This is a genomic window from Lentzea sp. NPDC036955, from assembly GCF_055608005.1.
On the sequence record NZ_JBVJRC010000011.1, the window covers coordinates 1 to 22,410 of the forward strand.

Below are 22,410 nucleotides of genomic sequence, written 5' to 3' on the forward strand. Positions count from 1 at the left end.
TCCCGGACGACGTGCCGACCCTGTACGTCGATTCGGCGAACGAGACGGAGTTCCCGCGCGACGCGATCATTCCACGCGACCTCGCGGTCGCGGCGTTGCTCGAGTTCGCGGTGACCGGCGTGCGTCCGGAATCCGTTCGATGGCAGCCGTTCGAAACTTACTGACGCAGCGAACTCACGGTAATGATCGACATCCGCATCGGCTACGCCCGCTGTTCGCACCTCACCCAGGAACTGCAGTACCAGCTCGACGCCCTGGCCGCGCACGGCATCCCGCGCAACAAGATCTACGCCGAGAAGATCTCCACCCGTGTCCGAGTGCGGCCGAAGTTCGAGGCCGCCCTGCAGCAGTGCCGCGAGATCAAGGCCCACGCCCCGCACTGCCGCGTCATCCTCACCGTGCACGAGATGAAGCGCCTCGGCCGTGACTCCGCCGAGCTCACCGCCCTCGCCGATCACCTGGTCGCGCACGGCATCGTGCTGGAAATGCTCGCCGGGCCACTCACCGGGATCTACGACCCGACCGGCACTGGCCGGGTGCTGTTCGCGTTCTTCGCCGCGATGGCCGAGACCGAACGCGAGAACATCCGCGAGGCCACCCTCGAAGGCCTCAACGCCGCCTCCCGCAAGGGAAACCATGGCGGACGCCCCAACGTGATCACCGACGACATGCTGCACACCCTGCTGCGCCGCCGCGAGAACGGCGAGTCCGTCGAGGACATCCGCAAGGACCTGATCATCCCCACCGGCAAGCGTCGCGGCCAGAACCCCAGCCCCGCGAGCGTCTACCGGGCCCTGGCCGAGCACGACCGCGCGCAGCGCTATCCCGACGCGATCGCCCAGGCGCACAACGACCTCGCCGCATTCACCAGTTGAGCGTTCACCGGCGTGTCAGACCCGATGGGCGCGACGCCGACACAGCACGATCATGTGCAAGTCCACCTGGGGGAGAGGAGTCGCGGTGAGCGACCTGGAACGCGCCACCGAGAACAAGCTCGTCCGCGGATGGGCCTCGGCGCCACGGGTCCGCGTCCGGCAGGCCGGTGTGGACGACCTGGACGACCTGGAGCGGATCTGCGGGCTGGCCGACGTGCCGTTCGAGACGCCGCTGCGCGAGGCGATCACCGAGCAGATGGCCGGGGCCGGACTGCGCGCCGGGCTCCGTGGCGGCATCAAGGACTACCGGATGTTCATGGCGGGGAAGTTCCTGGCCATGCGCCAGCAGAACCTCAGCCCGCTCGGCGCGTACATGTACGCCGCCCTCGTCCTGGTCGCCGAGCACCGCGACCACGGCGTGGTCGGCGGGCTGATCGCCTACCCGCCGGTCAACGTCGCCGAGGACTTCCTGACGACCCTGGAGTCCGCCGGCGCCTCCGGCCCGGAGATGGAGAAGGTCATGCTCGGCATGGGCATGATGCTGACCAGGGTCAAAGCGGTGGCCGTGGACGAGCACGCCCGCGGCGCGAACATCGGCGGCTCGCTGCTCAAGCGCACCCGGCAGGTCTACACCCAGCTGCAATACCGGTACATCTACGGCGCCATGCCGCCCTCGCCCGGCCTGGACGCCTTCTACCAGCGCGTCGGCTTCACCGTGCTTGACCCCGGCGACCCCGTGGACCTGTGGGTGCTGTTCGGCAATGACACGAAAATCTTCCCGGCCGACGAGGAACGGCTCTTCGTCCGGTACACCGCCGCCCAGTAGATCACTGACGTCCCAGCCCGGCTACGTACGCTATTTTCGCTGGTCAAAGACATATCCGCCCGATGTTCGGCGGATACTACTGCGACCCCCACCTGGCAGGTCACTCCAGCTCGCGTCCGCGCTCTGCTGCGCCGCGAGGTCGACGTGATCCGTCGCGGCACCTGGCCCTTGTGGGAGCGAGCGATCAACGGCAAGGCGGTGATCTCCTGCGATCCGCGGGTGCCCGGCCTGCCTGGGTCGCACGGTGGCACGCTGATCAGCCTGTCGCCGGACGAACACGACGTGGAGCGTGACGCTGCACATCGGATGGCCGGCGCGGACGTCGACCCGGCGGTGCAGTGGTTGACCGGTGAGCTGACCGCCGAGGAGATGGCGGTGGTCTGGTTGTCACGTCGACGGCGGGGCCACGTGGCGGCGGGCGGCGCTGCTCTGCGAGTAGGACGAGCGGATGGGCGAGAGTAGGCGGTGCAAGGCCAAGCGCCTGGTGCGCCGACGTAGAGGCATGCTCGGTGCCGCTGCTCGTTGACAGACTGGCAAGCAGCAGGCTCACTAGCAAGCACAGGCTGAAGTGGCGGATCTTCGGCAGCAGTCGGGACGGCTCTGACGCTCTGTGGTGCCCGCAACCACTGGCTGTGGCGATGGTCACATGGCGATGGCTGTTCGATGCCTGGCCGCGTCGCGCCGCTCAAGTTGGATCCAGACGGTGATCATCCTGCACACCGCGTTGTTCATCGCCGTGGCGGGGCTGGCCACCGCCGAAATGATCATGATCGTCAGCGGTTCAGGAGGGACACAAAGGCTAGGTTAACGCCGCTGACCTGCGGTAATAGTGACGGAGATGTGGATGGGCCTCAACGCGGCGCAGAGGAAAGAAGGTACACCGAATGCCCCTGGGGTTGATCACCAGGGGCTGGCGCGCTAGGATCCGTCCCGTGCCTGTTGGCGCAGGCACAGTTCGGCACCACGTAGCTAATCTCTAGCCACTCAAAGCTCCGGCTTTGAGATTAGCCAACTCAATTAGGAGCGTCAAGTTAGGACTATCTAAAGCCGGATAGTAACCGATAAGACAACTTCAGAGGGTCGGGGAGATGGCCTCCCCGGCTGTGGTGCCGCCTACCCGAAAGGAAGGCGCACCATGCGCTATGACACTCAGTACTGCTACATCACCTGCCAGGACTACACCGAGTCGTGCTTCGACGGAGTGACCTGGGTCTGTGCGGGGTGTGGCTGGCCGAGACCGCGTCGTCGTCGCACGACGCGTTGAGTGAGCGGTCCCCCGCGGTACGCGGGGGACCCTCCCATCGATCATGATCATTCAGGCTGTCGATGTTCCCGGCGGGCATCGTCTTCTTCGTCGGCTACGCGCCGGTTCCGCTGCGCCGAGGTCGGAAGGTCAGCACCACGGCGCCGTCGGAGTCGGTGGAGTCCGCGGTGTTCTCGGGCGCGGGCGCGATGTCGGGCGGCGGGGCAGCTTGGCGTTGGTCGTCCGCGCTTCGGGCTGGCTCGCGGGCCGCGCTGGCTTCGGCGTCGGCGAGCGCGCCGGCCAGGCCGTATGAAGGACTGTTGTCGAGCTTCTCGCGGCTGGCCAGGTAGATCAACGTCGTTCGGGGGTCGGAGTGACCCAAGAAGTCCATGATCTCCAGCAGGCCTCGCTTCTGCCCGAGGAGCAGGTGGGCTGCGGAGTGTCGCAGGGTGTGCGGGGTGATGCGGTCGATCTCTGCCAGGCCGGCGCCGGTCGCCAGCTCCTTGACGAGGTTGTAGATGTCGCGGGAGGTCAGCGCCGTGCCGGTGGTGGTGACGAACAGCAGCCCGGCCAGCTGGTCGACGTCGACGCCTTCACGCGCGGCACGCGCGGCCTGGTAGGCGTACAGGCTCCGGAAACTCCAGGGCGGCAGGACGGCGAGCTTCTCCTTGCCGCCCTTGTTGCGGTAGCGCAGGACCTGGTGGCCGCCGGTGCTGAACAGGTCACCGCCGGGCCCGCACGTCGCGTGCAGGACCGCTCCCGTCCGCACACCGGTGACCAGCAGCAGCTCGAGGATCGCCAGCCGCCGCAGGGCAGCCTCGGTGCCGAGCCGTTCGGCCTCGGTGACCGCGTAGTGCAGCAGCCGCCCGATCTCCTGGCTGGTGAGGGTCTTGGGGGCGAGCCCGTCTCGTTCCGGCCGTGGAACGAGCTTGGCCGGGTTGATCTCGCACACCTGGTTGTTGATCAGGTATTGGTACCAGGCGGAGACGGCGGCGAGCCGGTTGCGCACGGTCTGCGGGGAGTCGCTGTCGAGCCAGTCCGTGCGCCACTCGTCCGCGTCGAGCAGTCGCGCGGCCATCGGGTCGAGCCGATGCCAGTCGCAGTACGACAGCCACTCCCCTAGGCCGCGCCAGTACGAGCGGCGGGTGTTGTGCGTCTTGAGCTGCCGCAGGAAGACCTTGGTCAGCGAGCGCAGACCGTACCGGTCACCGATGTCGGGCGGCAGCGCGGGCAGCCCGGAGACGAGCTCGGCGAGCACGTCGCTCAACGCCGCCGGATCGGGTTCCTTCGCAGGCATGGCCGGGACCGCGTACGGAGCAGGCAGAGGCAGTGCAGCGGTCACGAGCGGGTCTCCTCGACATCGTCGGGGACGGGCGTCGCGTGCTCGAACGCCAGCACCGCGTGCGGGCCCAGCCCGCGATGGCAGTTGCCGCACAGGTCCTCGTCGGCGAACACCGACACCGCGGCGTCACCGTGGCCGTCGCGGTCGTGGCGAGCCGCGTAGCCGCAGACCGTGGCGACGGGCGCGGTCAGCATCGCTCCCAGCTCCGACCAGGCCAGATCCACGATGGGCGTACGAGGATCGGCCGGGCGCCGCACGTGCACGGTGCCGGTGTGCCGATGACGCACGAACCGCAGCTCGACCGGCGGCCCCTCGGCGGCCGCGCGGTCCAGCAGCGCACGCAGCGCCGCACCGCCGGCGTGCACCAGGCACCGGCCCCCGGCGGTGGGCAACACCGCCGGGGTGGTCACGGCCCCGGCGTGGATCGTGGCGCCCGGCGTGGTCATCGTCGCGCGGCCGCGGCGGGCAGGGCCGTGGCGTCGCCCCGCGCGAGCGCGCGCAGCCGCTTGGTCGAGATCGAGCGCCAGTTGAGCCGGTCGAGCTGGCGCAGGGCTTCGGCGAGCAGATCGGTGCGGATGTTGCCCTCGTCGAACCGGCGGTGCAGGAACGCGGCCTGCGCCGCCATCCGGAAGAACGACGAGCGCGCTTGCTCCGCCGACTCCGGCAGGGCGTTGTCGACGAGCTCGTCGTGCCAGTCGCCGGTGTCGTGCCCGGCGGGCAGCAGCCAGGACTGCAGGCGGCGCGGGTCGGCGTCCGGGGAACGCAGGACCGGCACCGTGGCCGGGGTGTTGGCGTGCGCGATGTGGTGGACCACGACGTCGTCGGCGGGCGGCAGGTGGACCGGCTCGCTGACGCCGAAGTCGGGCACGGACAGCGCGGCCAGGCGGACCTGCCCGTCGATCTCGGTGGTCGCGTAGACGGCTGTCGCGGGCCGCACGCCGTCGTGGAGGGGCGGACTCGGGCTCATGTCTGGTTCTCGTCTCGCTGGTGTCCGGGGAGAGGGCGGCGTGCGCCGGCCGGGATGTCGAACTGGGCCCGCAGCCCGCGGACCTGGGTGGGCGTGATGCTCAGCGCGGCGGCGATGGTGGGATCGTCGCGGCCCGCGCGGGCCAGCGGCACGATGAGCTCCGCCAGGCTGGCCCGCACCGCGCCGGTGAGCGGCCGGGCCCCTGCTGCACGCGGTGGCATCACGCCGCTCCGGCGAGCTCGTCGGTGAGGTACCGGGCGACCTCCGTACACACCGACACAGTCGGGCCGACGAGCTGGCCGTCGCGACCGACGCGCAGGCCGCCGTCCTCGAGGTCGGTGGAGGTACACAACACCCGATACTTGCGGTCGTCGTACACCCCGCCCAACGCCTGCTGCGGTGTGACGATCTTCAGCCCCCCGGCGGCGTCGAGCACCAGCACGGTGCGGTCCTGGCTGCGCGCGCACAGCGCGCGGACGTGTTCCACGGTCACGATCGTCATTGCGTTGCCTCCGTCGCGTCGGCGACGAGCCCGTGCCCGCCGTCTCCGGTGCCGCGAGTTCCGAACGGCGACTCGGTCCGTGCCGAAATCACGGTCGTGTTCGGTCGGCCCCTCATGTTGGTGCCTTCTGCTCGTGGTGACGCCGCGGCGATTGAACGTCACCGTGACGTTAGTGGCTGGTGTCTCCGGATGGACCGGCGACGAAGTTGGGGCGGCTCTCCTGGGCAGCGCCGGGCTCCACGATCGCGCGGGCGAACGCCACGGCGGCGCGGGCGAGCTTCGGCACCCGGTCGAGAATCGTCTGCTCGTCCCAGCCACGCTCCTCGTACGGCTCGACGTGGTCGATCGCGGCGACCAGCAGGTCGGCGAGCGGGTTGACGTCGACCTGGCGGGCCGGGGCGCCGGTGAGCACGGCCTGCACCTCCAGGTGGCCGTCCTCGCGGATGCGGCGGGCGGCGTGGCGGAGCAGGCCGGTCAGCGTCTGCTCGGTGTCGGTCATGTGAGGGTTCCGTTCGGTCGCGGTTTGCGGGCGGTTGTCGCGTGGTCGGCGGGACGGGGCGGGTCAGGTCCCGTCGGCCGTCCTGGTGTCGGGACGTGCGGGCTCATCGGGATGGGCGGTCTGGTGGCGGACGACGTCGTCCCAGGTGTCGTGCAGCGGGGGCCAGTGATCACCGGCCTTCAGGGCAGCCGCGGGCAGGCGGCCAGTGGCGATGGCGAGCCGGACGGCGATGTGGTCGGCGCCGAACTGCGCCAGCCAGCCGGCACAGGCGAGGTCGTTGTCGGTGCCCGGCTCGCCCTTATGACAGCCGAACATGTCGTCGTCCGGCATCGGCTGGGTGCCGGTCTGCGGGTCGCGCACGGTGACGCTGAGCGCGTCCCACCGCTCGGCAGGGAACTTCGCATCGGGGTTGTCGCGGTTGTCGGCCCGGATCGGGCACGGGCCGCAGGGAAACTTCCGGTACGGCAGCGGCCGCGTTCCGGAGGCCGGTGCGGCGGGGCACCGGCCGGCATCGGCGTCCCCGGTGCTCGCGGTCCGCTGCGACGGCCCGAGCCGCACGTGCTCGGCGGCGGTCATGAGTGCCCCTGTCCAAGTTGGTGCCCACTTTTCGGGCGTCGATCCAGGTCACGCGCGGGCGCGCGCGAGGTGTTCCACGATAACCGGGATTATCGTGACTACGCAAGTTAGAGGTTTTAAAACCTAAAACTAAACACAAGGTTTCGTTTCCGAAACTGATACCCTGCAGTGTGCCTGAAAATCCCCTGGTTAGCCCCTCCGCACCGTCTAGTGCCGGGCAGCGCTCCGTGCCGACCGTGTTCTGCCGGTTCTCGCTGTGTGGTGAGCCGATCGACTGGACGCCCGGCGCGAGCGGTGGCCGCCCGCCCACCTACCACCAGGACAAGACCTGGGCACCCGACGGCCAGACCTGCGCCCAGCTCGGCAAGCAGGAACAGGCGCCGCTACGCGCCTACGAGGCAGCCGGGCGCACCACCGCGCCGCGGCTGGACCTGACCGAGTTCGCACACGAGCTGCGCACCTTCGACGACCGCACCCTCGACCCGCTGCGCGAGCTCGCCCAGGCCGTGCACCACCTCGACGGACGCGTCGGCCAGGCACACACCCTGCTGAGCCACGACGTCACCGAGTCCCGCGCCGCCGAGGACAGCGCCCGCGAGCACGCCGCCGAGCAGCGCCGCCTGCGCGAACGCGCCGACGCCGACCGCGAGGCGCACAAGACCGCCCGCGAAGCCGCCGAGGCCGTCGCCGCCGAAGAACGCCGCCGGCGCGAGGAGGCCGAAGCCGCGCGCGACGCCGCTGCGCAAGCCGCCCACCAGGCCATCGGTGCACGCGACGCCGTCAGCGCGGAGCGCGACCTCGAGAAGCAGCGCCGGGAGGCGGCCGAGGCCGCCTCCCAAGAGGCAGCCGCCGATGTCGCCGCACTCAAGGCCACGCTGGAGGCTGAGACTGCCCGCGCCAACACACTGAAGGGCGAGCTGGAAGCGGAGCGCACCGGCCGCGCCGACGACGCCCGCGCACACGTCGACGAGATCAACCAGCTCAACACCACAGCGATGACCCAACGCGATGACCTGCGCACGCAGCTCACCGCCGAGCACGAACAGCGCCTCAACGCCCGCGAGGCCGAGCATCGCGCCACGCTCGCCCAGCGCGACCACGACCACGCCCGCGAACTCGAGGAGCTCCGCGCCCACCTGCAGGCTGAGGCGGAGAGCCAGCTCGCCCAGGCCACCGCCCTGCACGAGCAGCAACGCGACGCACTCACCACCCAGGTCGACGACCTCACCGGCCGCGCCGAACGTGCCGAAGCCGCGCTTTCGGGCACTCAGGGTGACCGCGACCGCTACGCCGACGAACTGCACACCCTGCGCGAAGCTCTGCTGCTCGAACTCGCCCAGGGCCCCGATGCCGCTCCCCTGGCAGGCCGGATCGCCGCGGCGCTGGGTGCCGGTGCCCGGCGGATGGCACTCGGCACCCAACCCGGACCGGGCGCGGAGCCGGGCCCGGACGCGGACGGTGATCTCCGATGACCGCGGCCGACAGGCCGAAAGCCACTGGTCCGCGCGTACCGCGCCTGCCCGAGGACGAGTGGGACCAGTGCGACCGTGATCAGAATTGCACCGGCATAGTCCTGCCTGAGGCCCAGGGCGCGTGCCTGGCGCACGCCGACCCCGGTGCGGTAAAGAAGGCACTGTCCCGCATGCTCGCCGACCGCGCCTACGACCTGCGTGGCACCACGCTGCCCGGCGACACGCTCGCGACGATCTTGGCCGCTCCCGACCAATACGACAACCGTCATGCAACGAACCCCCGCACCACCGACCCCACCGTCCAGCCCGAGATCCGCTACGACCTGCGCCACTGCACGATCGCCGGACCGGTTCGCCTTGTCGCCAGCCGCGTGCTGCGCGGCTACCTCGACCTCTCCCACGCCGAGTTCGACAGCCCCGTCGAACTCTCCAACTGCCGAATTCTGGCCCGATTGGTGTGCGAGCGCACGCGGTTCAGTCGCGGCGTCACGTTCAGCGAGACACAGTTCCAGGGCACCGCGTGGTTCGTGTCGTCCGTGTTCATGGCAGGAGCGGACTTCACCAACGCCGCGTTCACCGCCACTGTCTCGTTCTACTCGGCAGTGGTGGTCGGCGAATTGGCGTTGCCGGGCGCGATCTTCACCGCACGCTCCGACTTCGACCGAGTCCACGCCGACAGGCGACGGATGTTCCCCAAAGCGCGCGTCGATCTGTCCGACACCGTGTTCGAACAACGCGCGACCGCCGATCTCAGCACCGACGTCGTGTGTGACGGCGCCCGCTTCGAGGCCGGACTCGACCTCCGCTTGGCCGGCGGCCGGCACGCGAGTCTGCGCGGAGTGCGGTTCGGCGCCGCCTCCACCGTAACCGGCGTCCACCACCTCGAACTCGACGAACAAGATAACGACGAGGTGGTGTCTCTCCGGATCTGGTCCCGATCGGTTGAGCAACTCCACCGATTTCGGGCGCCGCTGCAGGCGCGATTCCGGCCGCCGCTATTGCTGTCGTTGCAGGAGACCGATGTCGAGAAGCTCAGCCTCGCCGATGTGGATCTCAGTCACTGCCTGTTCGCCGGCGCCCACAACCTGGACAAGCTGCGCTTGGACGGCCCAATCCGGTTCGCGGCACTGCCGCAGCACGGCTTCCGCACCACCTGGAACTGGCCCGTGGTGTGGCGGTGGAGCCGCCGCGACGTCATTCGTGAGGAGTACCTGTGGCGGATGGGCCGACTCACCGCCGCCACCAAGTTCGAGTACTGGCTGCAGCAGTTCAAGCAGGAACTCGCAGACGAGCACGACAGCCCTGCCCGACGTGTCGAAGTGATCACCGGCGAGCGACTGGCCGCGCTGTACCGCTCCCTGCGCAAGGCACGCGAGGACGCCAAGGATGAGCCTGGCGCCGGCGACTTCTACTACGGCGAACAGGAAGCCCGCCGCGGCTCTCGCTCAACGCGGCTGCACGAACGGTGGCTGCTCACCGCCTACTGGGCCCTGTCTGGCTACGGGCAGCGCGCAAGCCGGGCGTTTGCCGCGCTCGCGGTACTGCTGGGCGCGCTCACCATCCTGCTGACCGGATACGGACTCGCCGACACCGCACCGCCCGTCCAGCGCATCACTGAGACCACGCGCACCACCACTCCGCCGCCGCAAGTAATCACGATCGACATCACCGGCTCGCGTGTGACCGCGACCCTTCCGCCTCCCGCCACCCCACCGGTCGCACTCGACGTCACCGCGGTCGCGCCGACACTGCCACCAGATGATCAGCGGTGGACCGCCGCGCGTGTCCAGCGGGCGATCCGCACCCTGGTCACATCCCTCGTGCCCCTCGGCACAGATCAGCGCCTCACCACGCTGGGTGGCTACCTCGTCCTGGTCGGCCGCGTCCTCGGCGCCGTCCTGCTCGGGCTGGCCGTGCTCGCCGTCCGCTCCCGCGTCAAGCGCTGAGCCTCCGCACTACAAGGAGAACATCGTGCAGGACCCCAGTGAAAACGAGATTGGCGACGCCATGGCGCGATTCACCGAGTTGTCGGAGGTGATGCCGGGCGGCCCCACCTTCATGGCGGATCGCTCAGCGCAGCCGGGGTGCCCGCGGTCGTGCTGCGCCATCGTCGATCTCGTTGTATCACACGCCGCAGGGATCATGGTCGAGGCGTCCGTGATCGTGGGGGACGCGTATGCGCAGAATCCATGGGTTGCTCCGTTGACGGGACGGCTCGTCGATCTCCCAGACTTCGGCAAAGCGCCATGCGGTTCCTGGGCGGCCCACGCCGATTTCCTGGGCGATCCGTTCGGCCGTCGTCCAGCCCAGCGTCCAGCAGACGGTCTGCCAGGACGAGCCTGGTTCTCCGGTGTGGACGCGCAACTCGCACGCCGGAATCGGGTTCCCGGCGTTGGTGAGCACCATGATTGGCTGCGCGGCCTCGTGTGCAGGGTCCGGGCCGGGCCAGTCGACGGGGTCGACAGGGGCCGCCAGTGCGAAGTCGGTGTGTAGGTCAGGAATGTAGGTGGCGGCGACCTCGCGCCCGGTGCGGCTCGGCCGCTGAACCTGCGTGGCGAGGATTCCGTCGCCCACCTCGCCGGGGTACGTCTTGACCGCCGCGGCTATCCGGTGTGCCCATTCCAGCGAGGCACACCAGGCCAGCAGTTTCCAGTGCGGCATCACGGTCCGGTGGCTGCTCTCTTGCCCGTACGGAAAGCGGTCCGGTCCCCAGCACCACCGCACGTCGTAGAGCAACTCCGGGGCGGGCGGCTGCAGCGGATGCGCGTCGGCGACCTTGCCTGGATCATCGAGTGCCCAGCCCGTCTCCACCCAGAGCCACCGGTCATGGGGACGGGCTGCCAGCGGGCGGATCTGCCGGGAACGGCTTTCGCCTGTCTGCGGGTCGAGATAGCCGATCTCGATCGGTCCGACGAGCTCGTCTGCATCGCGCTCGGCTTCGCGTACCCAGCCGAGCTGGTGCACTACGAACCCTCGCGGTGCGGGCCGTACGAAGCCGTAGATACGCCCGTGCTCGGGCACGGCGGTGAGATCATCCCGATTCCGCCGCCAGTCCACGACACACACCGAGGGCCGTGACCGGTCCTGGGACTCGATCGTGATTCGGCCGTCGGCGTCGTCGAACAGTTCCTGAGCCTGTTGGGGGCTCATACCGGTCGCCTCGGCCAGGTCGCGGATCCGACCGATCTCGTCAAGAGCTTGCTGGTACGGCAGGTTTCGCTCAGCGGCGCGTTGCCGTGCTGCCTGTGCCAGTGGCGAGGTTTTGCGCAGCGCGTCGGTGTAGTTGACGGTGGCATGCTCGGCCATGAACGCGCGAGCGTCTTGTCGGCGCTTGCGGTTGTGTCGCGTCATCAGGGCGTCCTTAGCGAAGTCCCACGCACTCCGCGAGGCCAGCCTGGTCAGCAGGTGATCGCGTCGGGTGCCGAACTGCACTGAGGCGGAGCCGTCTTGTCCTCGACGCCGTGTCGGCCGCGTGGGGACCGGATCCGGCTCGGAGAGGGGCCTGTGCGATGCCCCAGGTACACCTTATCCAGAAACCTCGACAGGATCGAGCACGTCACCCGTTCGGCAACGCCGAGAGTCGCCGGCTGGGCCGGGGCAGCAATCCCGGTTGGACATTTTGCCTCGTTACGGGCTGGAGCTCGACTTTCACCAGATCCTCAACGGCGTGACGACCTTTTCACGCTGGAGCTCGACCCGCGCTACTTCAACATCACCGAGCGCTGAGGTCCATCGACCTGTGTTTGCTGGAGTCGCTGCTGCACGTACCGGGGTGGCGCTGACAATCCCCGATATCAATCGGTACTTTGACGCCTGTGACCGGCACCGAGCACACCGACTTGGAGATGCGGCGGCTGTCCGCGCTGCTCGCGCTGCGCACCTGGGCGGTGCAGGACGGCGGCGACGCACGTCAGCGCGCCGTGCTGGTGACGGCGGCATGGGAAGCCGGCGAGCGTCGGTTGACCGAGCTCGCCCGCGCGGCCGACGTGAACCAGCAGACCGCGTTCGAGGACCTGCTCCGCCACGACATCCGCCCCACCGGCCTGCCCTCCGACACGCCCAGCCCGATGCTGCTGCAACACCGGCACGTCGCCGTGTTGGCTGACCACCTGTCCCAGGTGCTGTTGCCCACGATGGTCGCCCCGGTAACCGAACCGCTCGCGGGCGTGGCATGGGCCGCGGGCCAGGTCCTCGCCGCCCTGGCCCGCGCCTTGGACCCCAACCCCGACCCGAAGCAGGACTCCCGAACCGTGTGGCTACACGACATCGCCCACCGAGCCGACACCATACGCCACGACGCCCACCGGCAGCTCGCCGCCGAGTGCACCGATGCCGAGCTGGCCACACTCACCGTTGAGGACACCATGAGCGAGGCCAGTGTGATGGGGATCGCCTTTGTGGAGGCCGCGGAGGTGCGCCTGACTATGCCCGACGGGATCACCGGCGTCCGCGTGGACCTCGACACCGCCGGCCGCTCCGGGTCGCAACCGGAGGGCTGGACCAGGTGGAGCGGCACTGTGGAACTGGGGCCGGTTGACCGGTTTCGGCACCTTGAGGTGGCGCATCTGATGGGCGGGCTCGCGGAGGTCGTGCGCTACGCTGGCGCACGCTTCACCGCAGCAGCCCGCCGCTTGTGTCGGGCTGAGGATCGCAACGACCGGCCAGTCCGGCGCACCGTCCGTGCGCCTGTTGTCGTGCCATGCCGCATGCGAGCGGAGAACTTAAGTGTCCACTTCGGACGATCTTTATCAACAGGCCCTTGCCGCTGTTCCGCCGGCGCGTGCCGGATGCTCGTCGCGCACAGCCGTGCCCGGCTCAGCCATGTCGAGCTGGTGCGGGATCTGCTCGACGACGACCGCGTCGTGGTGACGCGCCACGACGACGGCGTCACGTTGGTCTGGGACGAGCACAACAGCACCGCCGTGTCGGCGATGTTCGAGCTCACGCTGGGCATGGTCTTCGCAGGCGACGCGGTGCTGCGCGATCCGCCGGAGCGGTTCTACGCGCACCCGGACAGCTGGTGCCCCGCGTGTGCGGAAGCCGACCTGGAGGGGCCCGCGATCTGGGGCATCTGGCTCCCGCAAGCCTGGTACCGCAGCCGCGTGCGTGCCGAAGCGCAGGACGGCGCACCCACCCGCGTGCAGCGCTTCGCCAACCGCGAGGTCGCCGAGCGGATGATGCGCTCATACCTGACCACGCTGCGGCATCACCGCCGGCGGTCGCGCTCGATCCGCCCCACGGAAGTCGACGTGTTCGAACGCGACCCGCGCCAGGCACCGCGCTTCCGGCCGGAGTTTCTGCACAGCGACTCCCAGCTGTGGTCGTGGCACACCGATCTCACCGGGCCGCGAACGGCCCGCGGCAACGGCGGCTGGCCCGACGAGGTCTGGTTCTTCCGATTCGACGACGACGACGCCGACGGCGACATCGTCGTGACGACGGGCGCCGAGTTCGCGGTGCTGGCCGACGCCGAGGACGAGGCCGCGCAGCAACGCGACCAGGAGCGCCGAGAGTCCCGCCGCACCGGCGACCAGGTCACCCGGCTCGACAGCTGCACCATCGCCTGGCACCGGGAGAACGAGGCGAACGGCGAGGGCTACCTGATCTCGATCCACGACGACAACTCGACCGACCCCGCGCAGCGGATGCTCGCCAACGGAGCCAGCGAAGGCCTCGACGGCGCACCCCAGGGCCTGATCGTGTTCGGACGCACCAGGTTCGACCGTCCCAGCTTCGCCGCGGCGAAGGAAATGGCACCGCAGTACGCCTATCTACTTGACGGGATCAAGCAGTCACGCGGTATGACGGTCGGCCGCTAACGTTACTGCCGGACCCTGCATAAGGCGTCGACCATCAACGACAAGCACATCCGAACCGTAAAGCAACAGCGCCACGCTGGTCTGCCTCCCGCACCGCCGAGACTGAGTGGCGCGCTCACCCGCGAGGGTGCCGCGACCGGCACCTGACAGATAGGCAGCAGATGACTGATCCTCTCAACCTCACCGATGACCAGTACGAACGCCTGATCAAGGTGATCTCCGAAGTCCGTGACGCCAGCCCTCGGCTCTCCGACGACGCTGAGTCCACCGACATCCTCGATGCCCTGCTTCCCGAGATCGGGAAAATAGCGGCCGAGCAGCACGGTGCCGACACCACAGCGGCAGCGTGGCATGACGCGGGGCTCGCGGTGTGGCATTACTGGGACGAGTTCCGCAGCGCAACCAATCCTGTGCAGACCGCTGCTGCGATCACGAGCCTCAACAACGCGATCTTCGACCTGGCCACGTTCCTGCCTGGGTTCGACTACACCACCGGAACGGTCATCGATCCGGACGAGGTACAGGAACCTGTTCCCCCGCGCAGTCCATGAGCTCCGGCTCTTCCAGCGCCGGAGCCCGAGACAATGATGGCCCTGCAACATGAACTGGAGTCGTGCAGCGTGAACTGGAGGCCTGCGCCGTGTCCTCTGGGACTGGTGGCTGTTGCTCGCCATCCCGGAACTCGTGCGCGCCGTTGTCTCAAGCCGGAGGGGCGAGCACGGCACCGTGGCGAACCGCAATGTCCACACAGGTCTCACCGGCGCTTGCTGACGACGTCACGGTGGAGCATTGACGTGCAGGTGACGGGTGCTTGCTGACATGTCGACGACGACTCACAACGATGCGCAGTCCAGCCGCGTACAGTGCGGCATGGGGCACACCGAGCACGACCGCCAAGCCCGCACCGCGACCGCCGCGGTTGCCGCCGAGGTCGCCGTCGAGCCGGGCTGGCCGCGGCGGCGATCTCGGTGCGCGGCCGACGTCGAACCGGACGGCACGCTGCGTCGAGGTGCTCCCCCGGCGCGGCCGACACCGTGGGCGGCGTCGGTCACCCGCGGACCGCACGGCGGGGTCTGGGACGCGCTGGAGCTCGACGAGTCACGTTGCGCGCGGATGCGTGCCGAGGATCTCTGCCAGGTCTGCGGCCGACCACGCCCGGAGCAGGTGTTCGTGCTGGCTGCGGCGACCCGCACGCACAGCATAGTGCTGATGTACGGCGGCGCGCTGTGCTCGCTGGCCTGCGCTCGGCTGACCGCCGTGCAATGCCCCGAATACACGGACAAGTCCGCTGTGATCGAGGTGTTCCGCGTGCCGCGGCACGCGCGGGTGGACCTGATCGGTGCAGGCTTCGCCAACGACGACAAGCACGACATCGCCGGGCTGCACCCCGTCGCTCGGCTGCAGGCTGTCCGGCAGGCGCGAGGTGTTCGAGGATGACGTCGGTGTGGCGGATGCGGCCCGTGCCGCTGCTGCGCAGGGCTTCCCACGCGGTCCGCGAACAGGGCCGGTTCCGGTTGGCCGGCAGTGAGATCGACGTGCCGGTGACAGGCTTCGCGGACTGGCTCGACGCTTCCGCTGTCGCGCTGGAGCAGGGCGGCGATGCCGGCGCCGCGGTGGCATTCGCGGAGTCGCTGCCGCTGACGATCGCTCACGAGCCGGTGATCTCGCCACGGCGGCCGCGCGGTGGTCGGCGTACGGGCACCGAGCTTGTGTGCACCTGCGAGGACAGCTTCGGCCTCGTTTCCGAGCTTGCGCCCTCGCGGGGCGGCCGCGAGGCGGCACTCGAACGTCATGCGGTGCACGTGCGGCATGTCCAGGGCGTCGATGAGGCGGAGTTCCAGCGCGCGGTGGCGCAGCGGCGAAGCCGGGAGCAGGAGGAACTGCGACGGCTTCGGGAGAGCTGTCCCGAGCGCGATCCGTGGGCGGACCGGCCATGGGAACGGCCCGCCCAGCACGATTGGTGCGTACGCGTGACAGGCAGACTGCGGACAGCCGCCAGCGCGGGTACCGCTCGGCTCGAACGCCGCCAGTATCCCGCCGGCAGCGAGCTCACGTTGGTCATGAGCGGCCGTGCCGGTGCCGTGCCGGTGCTGGACTACTGGACCACCGAGGAAGACTCCGCCCTTGACGAGGTGTCCTTCGCCGTTGACGTGGTGCGGGTCCTCACGGTGTTGGAGGAGAGTCCCCCCTGGCCGGAGCACCCCGGTCAGCCGCTGGTCACAGACGAGATGCGCGCGTCAACGCAGGACGAGACAAAGGAGTGGACATGACCGACGTACACGCACCGGCGACCAGCCCGGCGCGGGACTTGGCGACCGTGCTCGACGGCCTGCTGGCACCGGTGCGGATCGCCCAGGACACCGATGCGGTGCTGGCCGCGATGCAAGCGGCGCTGCCCGGTGTGGACCTCGCGCCGGCGCGCCAGACGGCGGTGGCCGCGGTCCAAGCCGGTCGGCACGCCCTGCTGACGGAGTTGGCCGTAGCTCTGCTGGCCGAAGCCGGACCGGGCGAGGCCACCGGAGCAGAGGGCGGGGTCAACTACGACACCGGCTCGTTCGCCGATGCCGCGGACTGGATCCAGCGCTCGCTGGACCGCACCGGCAAACAGCCATGATGACCCAGGGCGTGCATCGAACCAGAACGAGACCACGTCGTGGATCCCCGTGTACGACGAAACAAGCGAGAGGGGCATGGTGAGCACGCCGCGCACACGCGCGCGGTTCCGCACCGAGCCGTGCGGGCCGGCGACGGAGTCGGCACGATGCCATGCCCGTGGCGGGTCACGCGTTGGCGCTGGTGCCGTGACGCCACTGCCAGGCCCGGACTTCGTGGCCTCGCTCGCGGCGCTGCACGCCGCAGCCCACGATCCTCGCCCGTAACCGACGTGCAAGCGCAAGCTGATCGTGGTGGAGACGGCCGCATTGACGGGCACCCGGTCTCGGCTGATCCGCCACACAACTCGGCGGGTCGAGTAGATCCACGGAGCCGAAGTGGTGCCGCTGCCGAGCGATGCGCCGTCTGCGAACTCCGCCACCTCTAACGATCGGCCGGTGCCTGAGTTAGCCAGCTCGCCAGGTCGAGAAGACTTCTGCCACGCTGAACCACATGGAAGCAGGAAGCGCTGGTTCGGCCTACCCGGCTGCTGTCGTCCGGACACTCATGAGCGATTTCCCGGACTTGGCCGACGGAAGCACAGCTGACATCGTTCGGGACGCGGTCGAGCGGCAACATCGGCAGCCGGAGTCGACGTTCGAGTGCATCGTCGATCACCCGATGCTGGCGAACTGGAAGCTGGTTGCCCTGTGGGAGGATCCGGCGCGCGTTCGCCTGACCTGCCTTCGTCTTCACCGGACCGCCGATGATCAGGCCCGCGAGGAACGCATCAATCGTGCCCTCGGTGAGCTGCACGCCTGATCGAGACCACCAGGCCGCTTCCCTGTGAGAGTTCGCGGGGCTCATCAATCTGCGGGTGCCCGGTGTCGCGATGCGGCAGGAGCTTCTGGTCAGGATTTGTCCGGCAGACCGCGGTTCTCGTGGCTGACGCGATCCATAAACTTTCGGGTATGGATGACGAGGTTCTGATGCGGCGGCGCGATTCCACCGCTGCGGCGCCCAAGGCGGCGGCTCGCACACCGCGTACTCCAACGGTTTCGCGCCTGGTTTCCGTCGACCGGCCTGGATGAGACGACACCCGGCGTGACTCGGCCAGGTTCTCCGCCTTACGGTGCTGACGTGTGGATCTTCGATCAGCGATGCCCCAGCTGCACCGCGGAACCGGGGGCACGGTGCAGGACGCAGCGCGACACGCCGCGCCTTCCCCACTTCCGCCGGATCCGGACCGCCGTCGTCATGCGCCTGATCCCGGCCATGGCCGGCTGGGTGAGCCCGTCAGAGGGCGAGCAACTCGTCGACGCACTGCTCGAACGCGAGCTGCGACTCGATCCAGGCGGGTCGCCTACGCGCCAGCACGACCGTCCGCAGACTGCCGATCTCGAGGTCGCGACGTGGCGCCTGCTCGCCGCCCAGCACCGTGTCGTGCGGGCACAGAGGCTGCTCGGCGATCCGCGAATCGGCGTTGATCTGACTGAACTCACTCGCAACTTCGAGGCGCTCGCCGACACGGCTCACGAGGTGTGGGAGGTGGTGTGCCAGGCGAACGCGTCAGGGGTCGGCGTCGATCGCGGCGACAGCCCGGCGAGGATCTCCTCGGCGGTCAACCGCCACCGGGCAACGGTCGTCGACGCCGAACTGCCCCCGCTGCCGTCTCCTGCGCCCGAGACGCCGCACTGGACGGTGCACTACTACTCGCACGGCGGATTCGTCGCGACCGTGACCTCCGGGCGAAGCGACACCGGCCCTCACCGGGGATGGGGGTACGCGCCCACACCGCAGTCCGCCATCGCCACCGTCACCGGGTTCACGCACTACCGGCCGCCCGTCGTGGTCGTGGATCCACCAGCGCCGGAGCCGGTGCGGCTGGCAAAGCCGTCCCGTGAAGCCGACACGTCGCCGGAAGGTCAGCGCGTGCGGGAACTCCTGCTGCACCGCGGGGCGGCGTACCAGGAGCACGTGGAGGCGTGTGCGCGCGCTGCAACTGTGCTGCGCGAGACCGACATCGGCGCCTACCTGCGGGAACGGGCTCGTCTGCTCAACGACACCGCACCGCAACTGGAGCACGCGGACATCCTGTTCGATTCACCCGCAGCCGCCAACAACGATCATCGCGGACACTTCGACACCACGCTGTGGGTCCCGACCCGGCTGGTCGTCTCCACCGACCACCGGACCTGGGGTGAGTTCGGGGGCCATCGCCAGTACATGCTGCGCCAGATCGCCCAAGGCCTCGCCGACGCGACCGACCTCGACGCGTTCACCACCGAACTGTTCACCGACGAAATCCACCTGACGCACACGCCGGCATGGGCCGGGCCCGTGTACGAGGTGTCCACCAACGGCAACCACCGCGTGCACATCGCCCGCATGCTCGAGCTGCCCTGGCTCGCCACCGTGGTCACCTATGAAAAACCGCCGCCAGCGTGGCAGTCATGGAGCATGTACGCGGTGGAGTCTCGATGGGCCAAGACTCACTGGAGCGAGAGATGGGCACGGCAGCGCCAAACCTTGATAGAAGGGCTCATCCGGCGCGGCATCGTCGAAGGCGAGTTCGACGACACCCCGGAGCTGTTCAACCGCACGTTGAACTGCACCAGGCTGCCCGCACCGTGGCTGATCCGAGCACCGGAACTCGCGGCCGCCGCCAACGCCTACTACGAGTCCCTCTACCCCGGCGCGCTCGCGATGCTGGGCATTCCGGCCGAGGTGGGCACCGATGCGGAGGCCTGGGCACGATGGCTTGCCGCCGGCGCGTGACCGGTCATCGGGCGGTGCTGGTCGGCCCACGACAGTGCCACTCCCGTGTTTGATACCGTCATCGCCGAGTCAGGACGCGCACGCTTGAGCCGCATTCGCTCCGCCCACGCCGGGAAGTGATGTTGTCGGCCAATGGTCCCTCGGGGCCCGCGATGGTTGTGGCCTGCTCGGACATCGTCAAGGGCTGGTGGCGTGGGGACCAGGACCAGAGCGGACGATCATGCCGAAGAACCGCAGCGCCAGCCTGCGCACGAGGGTGCGTGCCCACGTCGATCAGCACAACATCAGCTACGTCGCTGCGCACGCCGAGCTCACCTCAACCACGGAAGCCACGCCGGACGCCGAGGTCACGAACAGCACGGCCCGTGACCTCTACCGGATCGTCGACATCAACAACCGCGGCTGGCTCTACCACCCCGACCTCGGCCAGCTGGGCTGCTACGACCCGACTGCGTCCATGCCACGGCCACTTACCGACGAGCAGCTCGCAGAACTCGCTGTCCATCCTGGCCTGCCGGCGCTCACTGTCGAGCAGATCGCCGCAGTCGTCGAGCTTCTCCCGCTCGGACGCCGATCGGTCTCCACCGCGCAGGCACTCGCAGAGCGCCTGGCCAGCGATAACGTCACCACCGAGCGAATCGTGCTGATCATCGATCGGATCGCCACCGAGAAGATCGAGCGCTACGGCCACCCGGTGCCGAAGTTCGACCTCGACCGGAGGTCGATCACTGCCCGGCCGCTGGAGGAGATCGAGCGTCACTTCGGCCCCTGGCGTCACGTCGAACCGATGACCGCGGTCGACGCAGAAGAATTGCGGACTGCGTTCGACCTGGCGGGCCGCAAGCTGATCACCAGTGTCGCCTCCGCTCTGGAGCAGATCTGGTACGAGGCCCGAGAGCGGTTCGGCTTCTGGCGCACCGATCCCAGCGGGACCGGCGACTACGCACAGCGGACGCTCACCGCCGGGCGACCCGGTTCCTGGGAAGCCGAATCCGTCATGCACATCGTGTGGTTCGGCAACGAGCTCAACCTCTACCCGTACAAGGGACGGCTGTCGGTAGAGGACATGCGGGCGACTGGGCCCAATCCGAAGCGGGTGCACATCGAGGCCCGTGAGCAGATCACCGCGGTGCTGCGGCGCTGGACCGACAGCCCAGACTGTTTCACCGAGGTGCCGGAGACGCTGGCGAGCTCTATCTCGTCCTACGCTGACGACAAGCACGGCGCCGACGGCTGGAAGAAGATCGCCGACCAGTGGCTTCAGCCTGGAGGGATGGCGAGGGAGAACTTCGTTCGCTGCTACAGCCTGTTGTACAGCACCTCTGAGCACTTCAACACCGACTTCATCTAGGCCTTGCCCAAGCCGGCAGTTTCATGCTGCCCAGGTCGGCGCCGTTGTTGCGCGACTGAAGGTCCCACGGTGGCGGTGCCGCCGCAGTGGCGCGGGCGCAGCATGGCGCGGCGGTCGTCGATGCGGTGTACCCGTGGGTCAGCGCCGGCGCAACAGCCGGTCTGTGCCAGGGCGCAGCGCGAGGTCTCGGTTCAGCAGTACCACCAGTGCGGCGGGTGCCCGTTGCGCGGGGGTGTCGCGGTACCCCAACCCGATCGGGCGCGGGTACACCGTCATGATCGTGACGACCGAGTCCGACCGCACGAACAACGCCGTCACCGCCGGCACGGTCAGTCCACTGCCGGCGCGCCGATGGTCGTGAGGCGCCCGCAGCGAGGTGCCCGCGGATCTGGACGCCGGCACGCCGGGCACCCCGCGAACGGCGCGGGCCTGGTGCCGAGCGAGGACTTCGCGGCGTTCATCGGCATCGAAGTCGCGCTGCAACACCTGGGTGACCGGTCTGCACGCCCTCGCGTCAGGGGTCCTGCTCCGCCTCCTCGGTGACCATCCGATCGGCGCCGAGACGCCGTCGCTCCTTGGCCTCATCCTCTGCATCGCTCGCGAGCCGGTCCAGGATGGCTTGCAAACGCCGCGCCGACGGCTCGATCCGCGCCAACTCCCGATAAAGGTTGATGTACCGAAGCGCCAGATTGACCAGCGATGTGATGTTCTGCTTGAACTTGACGGCCCGGTTGTCGAAGGACGTCAGCCGTGCCGGAGTGACGTTGTCGAGAACCGTCAGCAGGCGGTGGAAGTCATCCTCCTGGCCGGGGCCGTCCTGGACTTGTCCAGACTCGACCGCGTGGACCAGCAGCACGCGTGCGGTGCCCACCATACGACCGAGCTCTCTGACCCGCTTCTGGGCGTGCTCGCTGAACCGACCGGCCATGGCCTTCAGATCCGGTCGCAGGCCATCGACGAGCAAACCGGGCAGCCGATCGGGGGTCATGACGGGGCCAGCCGAGGAGCTCATCACGTACATCGCCGGTCGGTGCCGGGCGAGCAACTTCCCGGCCAGCACCATGTAGGCCACCACCAGATCGCGGACCACATCCCCGTCGAGGGTGTCGCGGTGATAGGCCGCGTTGCGGTACTCGTGCATCCGCAGAAGAACTTGCCGTTCCTCGTCGGTCACCACGTCATGCTTGAGGAGATAGCCGGTCTTCTCGTGCAGATGTTGGTCTTGCCAGCGGCGTTTGTCCGCCCCCAGATGCGTGTCGACGAGCTTGGCCAACGAGGCGGGCAGCTCAGTGCCGCAGCTTCGGGCCTCGCGCAGTTCGTCGATCAGGCGATCGGGAAGCTGCCACGTCAGCAGTGTGTTGACCTCTCGGTCGACCGTCACCTCCACCAGGTGGTCGATCAACAACAACGCGAGCCGGTCATGGGCCTGGTCCCCGACGGCCACACAGCGCCGAATCTCGGCGATCTCCACGGCAAGCCAGTTCCACTGCTCGGGGCTGTAGGACCCAGGGCGTTCCCAGTCCTCGGCGAAAGGTTGAAACGGCATGGGTCAACGATGGCCGATCCAC

Annotated in this window: 24 protein-coding genes; 14 read left to right on the top strand and 10 right to left on the bottom strand. The window is 68.9% G+C overall.

All coding sequences use genetic code 11. The features are described from left to right. The first annotated feature begins 11 nt into the window (after positions 1-11). The 4 genes from ACZ7CF_RS33390 to ACZ7CF_RS33405 all read left to right on the top strand — a co-directional run bounded on the left by ACZ7CF_RS33390 (position 12) and on the right by ACZ7CF_RS33405 (position 2,163). Positions 12-164: an Imm1 family immunity protein gene (locus ACZ7CF_RS33390; RefSeq protein WP_470371810.1), complete on the top strand. Its 153-nt coding sequence runs from the start codon at positions 12-14 to the stop codon at positions 162-164. An 18-nt stretch (positions 165-182) separates the two neighbouring features. Next, the gene (locus ACZ7CF_RS33395) at positions 183-875 is read left to right on the top strand and encodes a recombinase family protein (protein ID WP_470371485.1); all 693 of its coding nucleotides are present in this window, start codon (positions 183-185) and stop codon (positions 873-875) included. Between the two features lie 85 nt (positions 876-960). After that, entirely contained in the window at positions 961-1,701 is a 741-nt protein-coding gene (locus ACZ7CF_RS33400; RefSeq protein ID WP_470371486.1) for a hypothetical protein, read from the top strand. Between the two features lie 144 nt (positions 1,702-1,845). Further along, complete coding sequence (locus ACZ7CF_RS33405) at positions 1,846-2,163, top strand: hypothetical protein (RefSeq protein WP_470371487.1); 318 nt, start codon at positions 1,846-1,848, stop codon at positions 2,161-2,163. Positions 2,164-3,059: 896 nt separating this feature from the next. On the opposite strand, the gene ACZ7CF_RS33410 is transcribed toward ACZ7CF_RS33405, so the two are convergent. From ACZ7CF_RS33410 to ACZ7CF_RS33440, 7 genes are all read right to left on the bottom strand, one after another. Next, positions 3,060-4,241 (bottom strand): tyrosine-type recombinase/integrase, encoded by a 1,182-nt coding sequence (locus ACZ7CF_RS33410; RefSeq protein WP_470371488.1) that lies wholly within the window; start codon positions 4,239-4,241, stop codon positions 3,060-3,062. A gap of 41 nt (positions 4,242-4,282) precedes the next feature. Then, on the bottom strand, positions 4,283-4,732 hold the full coding sequence (locus ACZ7CF_RS33415) for a hypothetical protein (RefSeq protein WP_470371489.1): 450 nt from the start codon (positions 4,730-4,732) through the stop codon (positions 4,283-4,285). Then, positions 4,729-5,253: a hypothetical protein gene (locus ACZ7CF_RS33420; protein WP_470371490.1), complete on the bottom strand. Its 525-nt coding sequence runs from the start codon at positions 5,251-5,253 to the stop codon at positions 4,729-4,731. Before ACZ7CF_RS33420 ends, ACZ7CF_RS33415 begins: the two co-directional genes overlap by 4 nt. Next, positions 5,250-5,474 (bottom strand): hypothetical protein, encoded by a 225-nt coding sequence (locus ACZ7CF_RS33425; protein ID WP_470371491.1) that lies wholly within the window; start codon positions 5,472-5,474, stop codon positions 5,250-5,252. Before ACZ7CF_RS33425 ends, ACZ7CF_RS33420 begins: the two co-directional genes overlap by 4 nt. Further along, positions 5,474-5,755, bottom strand: a complete 282-nt coding sequence (locus ACZ7CF_RS33430; protein ID WP_470371492.1) for a hypothetical protein — start codon at positions 5,753-5,755, stop codon at positions 5,474-5,476. The genes ACZ7CF_RS33425 and ACZ7CF_RS33430 overlap by 1 nt, the downstream gene beginning before the upstream one ends. 169 nt (positions 5,756-5,924) lie before the next feature. Continuing rightward, a complete protein-coding gene (locus ACZ7CF_RS33435; protein WP_470371493.1) occupies positions 5,925-6,254 on the bottom strand; it encodes a hypothetical protein in 330 nt (109 codons plus the stop codon). 63 nt (positions 6,255-6,317) lie between these two features. Beyond that, positions 6,318-6,830 (bottom strand): DUF6283 family protein, encoded by a 513-nt coding sequence (locus tag ACZ7CF_RS33440; protein ID WP_470371494.1) that lies wholly within the window; start codon positions 6,828-6,830, stop codon positions 6,318-6,320. Between the two features lie 227 nt (positions 6,831-7,057). Between ACZ7CF_RS33440 and ACZ7CF_RS33445 the strand changes: the two genes are divergently transcribed. Together ACZ7CF_RS33445 and ACZ7CF_RS33450 are read left to right on the top strand one after the other, a co-directional pair. Continuing rightward, positions 7,058-8,302 (top strand): hypothetical protein, encoded by a 1,245-nt coding sequence (locus ACZ7CF_RS33445; RefSeq protein ID WP_470371495.1) that lies wholly within the window; start codon positions 7,058-7,060, stop codon positions 8,300-8,302. Continuing rightward, positions 8,299-10,248: a pentapeptide repeat-containing protein gene (locus tag ACZ7CF_RS33450; RefSeq protein WP_470371496.1), complete on the top strand. Its 1,950-nt coding sequence runs from the start codon at positions 8,299-8,301 to the stop codon at positions 10,246-10,248. Before ACZ7CF_RS33445 ends, ACZ7CF_RS33450 begins: the two co-directional genes overlap by 4 nt. A gap of 178 nt (positions 10,249-10,426) precedes the next feature. On the opposite strand, the gene ACZ7CF_RS33455 is transcribed toward ACZ7CF_RS33450, so the two are convergent. Then, positions 10,427-11,653 (bottom strand): hypothetical protein, encoded by a 1,227-nt coding sequence (locus ACZ7CF_RS33455; protein ID WP_470371497.1) that lies wholly within the window; start codon positions 11,651-11,653, stop codon positions 10,427-10,429. A gap of 464 nt (positions 11,654-12,117) precedes the next feature. Between ACZ7CF_RS33455 and ACZ7CF_RS33460 the strand changes: the two genes are divergently transcribed. The 8 genes from ACZ7CF_RS33460 to ACZ7CF_RS33495 all read left to right on the top strand — a co-directional run bounded on the left by ACZ7CF_RS33460 (position 12,118) and on the right by ACZ7CF_RS33495 (position 20,842). Then, positions 12,118-14,121: a hypothetical protein gene (locus ACZ7CF_RS33460; protein ID WP_470371498.1), complete on the top strand. Its 2,004-nt coding sequence runs from the start codon at positions 12,118-12,120 to the stop codon at positions 14,119-14,121. A 161-nt stretch (positions 14,122-14,282) separates the two neighbouring features. Further along, positions 14,283-14,672, top strand: coding sequence for a hypothetical protein (locus ACZ7CF_RS33465; RefSeq protein WP_470371499.1), 390 nt, complete (start codon positions 14,283-14,285; stop codon positions 14,670-14,672). 319 nt (positions 14,673-14,991) lie between these two features. Then, positions 14,992-15,558, top strand: coding sequence for a hypothetical protein (locus tag ACZ7CF_RS33470; protein ID WP_470371500.1), 567 nt, complete (start codon positions 14,992-14,994; stop codon positions 15,556-15,558). Continuing rightward, positions 15,555-16,391 carry a hypothetical protein gene (locus ACZ7CF_RS33475; RefSeq protein ID WP_470371501.1) on the top strand — a complete coding sequence of 279 codons (837 nt, stop codon included), beginning with the start codon at positions 15,555-15,557 and terminating at the stop codon, positions 16,389-16,391. Before ACZ7CF_RS33470 ends, ACZ7CF_RS33475 begins: the two co-directional genes overlap by 4 nt. Beyond that, entirely contained in the window at positions 16,388-16,735 is a 348-nt protein-coding gene (locus ACZ7CF_RS33480; RefSeq protein ID WP_470371502.1) for a hypothetical protein, read from the top strand. Before ACZ7CF_RS33475 ends, ACZ7CF_RS33480 begins: the two co-directional genes overlap by 4 nt. A 491-nt stretch (positions 16,736-17,226) precedes the next feature. Next, on the top strand, positions 17,227-17,535 hold the full coding sequence (locus ACZ7CF_RS33485) for a hypothetical protein (protein WP_470371503.1): 309 nt from the start codon (positions 17,227-17,229) through the stop codon (positions 17,533-17,535). A gap of 318 nt (positions 17,536-17,853) precedes the next feature. Further along, the gene (locus ACZ7CF_RS33490; protein ID WP_470371504.1) at positions 17,854-19,491 is read left to right on the top strand and encodes a hypothetical protein; all 1,638 of its coding nucleotides are present in this window, start codon (positions 17,854-17,856) and stop codon (positions 19,489-19,491) included. A 220-nt stretch (positions 19,492-19,711) separates the two neighbouring features. Then, positions 19,712-20,842, top strand: a complete 1,131-nt coding sequence (locus tag ACZ7CF_RS33495) for a hypothetical protein (RefSeq protein ID WP_470371505.1) — start codon at positions 19,712-19,714, stop codon at positions 20,840-20,842. A gap of 138 nt (positions 20,843-20,980) precedes the next feature. Here ACZ7CF_RS33495 and ACZ7CF_RS33500 read toward each other — a convergent pair whose 3' ends face one another. Then, positions 20,981-21,244 carry a hypothetical protein gene (locus ACZ7CF_RS33500; protein ID WP_470371506.1) on the bottom strand — a complete coding sequence of 88 codons (264 nt, stop codon included), beginning with the start codon at positions 21,242-21,244 and terminating at the stop codon, positions 20,981-20,983. Between the two features lie 112 nt (positions 21,245-21,356). Continuing rightward, the gene (locus ACZ7CF_RS33505) at positions 21,357-22,388 is read right to left on the bottom strand and encodes a hypothetical protein (protein WP_470371507.1); all 1,032 of its coding nucleotides are present in this window, start codon (positions 22,386-22,388) and stop codon (positions 21,357-21,359) included. Between the last annotated feature and the right edge of the window lie 22 nt (positions 22,389-22,410).

Coding starts and splice junctions, on each gene's coding strand:
- ACZ7CF_RS33395 (WP_470371485.1), top strand. CDS start 183: ATGATCGACATCCGCATCGGCTACGCCCGCTGTTCGCACCTCACCCAG.
- ACZ7CF_RS33410 (WP_470371488.1), bottom strand. CDS start 4,241: ATGCCTGCGAAGGAACCCGATCCGGCGGCGTTGAGCGACGTGCTCGCC.
- ACZ7CF_RS33415 (WP_470371489.1), bottom strand. CDS start 4,732: ATGACCACGCCGGGCGCCACGATCCACGCCGGGGCCGTGACCACCCCG.
- ACZ7CF_RS33420 (WP_470371490.1), bottom strand. CDS start 5,253: ATGAGCCCGAGTCCGCCCCTCCACGACGGCGTGCGGCCCGCGACAGCC.
- ACZ7CF_RS33425 (WP_470371491.1), bottom strand. CDS start 5,474: ATGCCACCGCGTGCAGCAGGGGCCCGGCCGCTCACCGGCGCGGTGCGG.
- ACZ7CF_RS33430 (WP_470371492.1), bottom strand. CDS start 5,755: ATGACGATCGTGACCGTGGAACACGTCCGCGCGCTGTGCGCGCGCAGC.
- ACZ7CF_RS33435 (WP_470371493.1), bottom strand. CDS start 6,254: ATGACCGACACCGAGCAGACGCTGACCGGCCTGCTCCGCCACGCCGCC.
- ACZ7CF_RS33440 (WP_470371494.1), bottom strand. CDS start 6,830: ATGACCGCCGCCGAGCACGTGCGGCTCGGGCCGTCGCAGCGGACCGCG.
- ACZ7CF_RS33450 (WP_470371496.1), top strand. CDS start 8,299: ATGACCGCGGCCGACAGGCCGAAAGCCACTGGTCCGCGCGTACCGCGC.
- ACZ7CF_RS33455 (WP_470371497.1), bottom strand. CDS start 11,653: ATGACGCGACACAACCGCAAGCGCCGACAAGACGCTCGCGCGTTCATG.
- ACZ7CF_RS33465 (WP_470371499.1), top strand. CDS start 14,283: ATGACTGATCCTCTCAACCTCACCGATGACCAGTACGAACGCCTGATC.
- ACZ7CF_RS33470 (WP_470371500.1), top strand. CDS start 14,992: ATGGGGCACACCGAGCACGACCGCCAAGCCCGCACCGCGACCGCCGCG.
- ACZ7CF_RS33475 (WP_470371501.1), top strand. CDS start 15,555: ATGACGTCGGTGTGGCGGATGCGGCCCGTGCCGCTGCTGCGCAGGGCT.
- ACZ7CF_RS33480 (WP_470371502.1), top strand. CDS start 16,388: ATGACCGACGTACACGCACCGGCGACCAGCCCGGCGCGGGACTTGGCG.
- ACZ7CF_RS33485 (WP_470371503.1), top strand. CDS start 17,227: ATGGAAGCAGGAAGCGCTGGTTCGGCCTACCCGGCTGCTGTCGTCCGG.
- ACZ7CF_RS33495 (WP_470371505.1), top strand. CDS start 19,712: ATGCCGAAGAACCGCAGCGCCAGCCTGCGCACGAGGGTGCGTGCCCAC.
- ACZ7CF_RS33505 (WP_470371507.1), bottom strand. CDS start 22,388: ATGCCGTTTCAACCTTTCGCCGAGGACTGGGAACGCCCTGGGTCCTAC.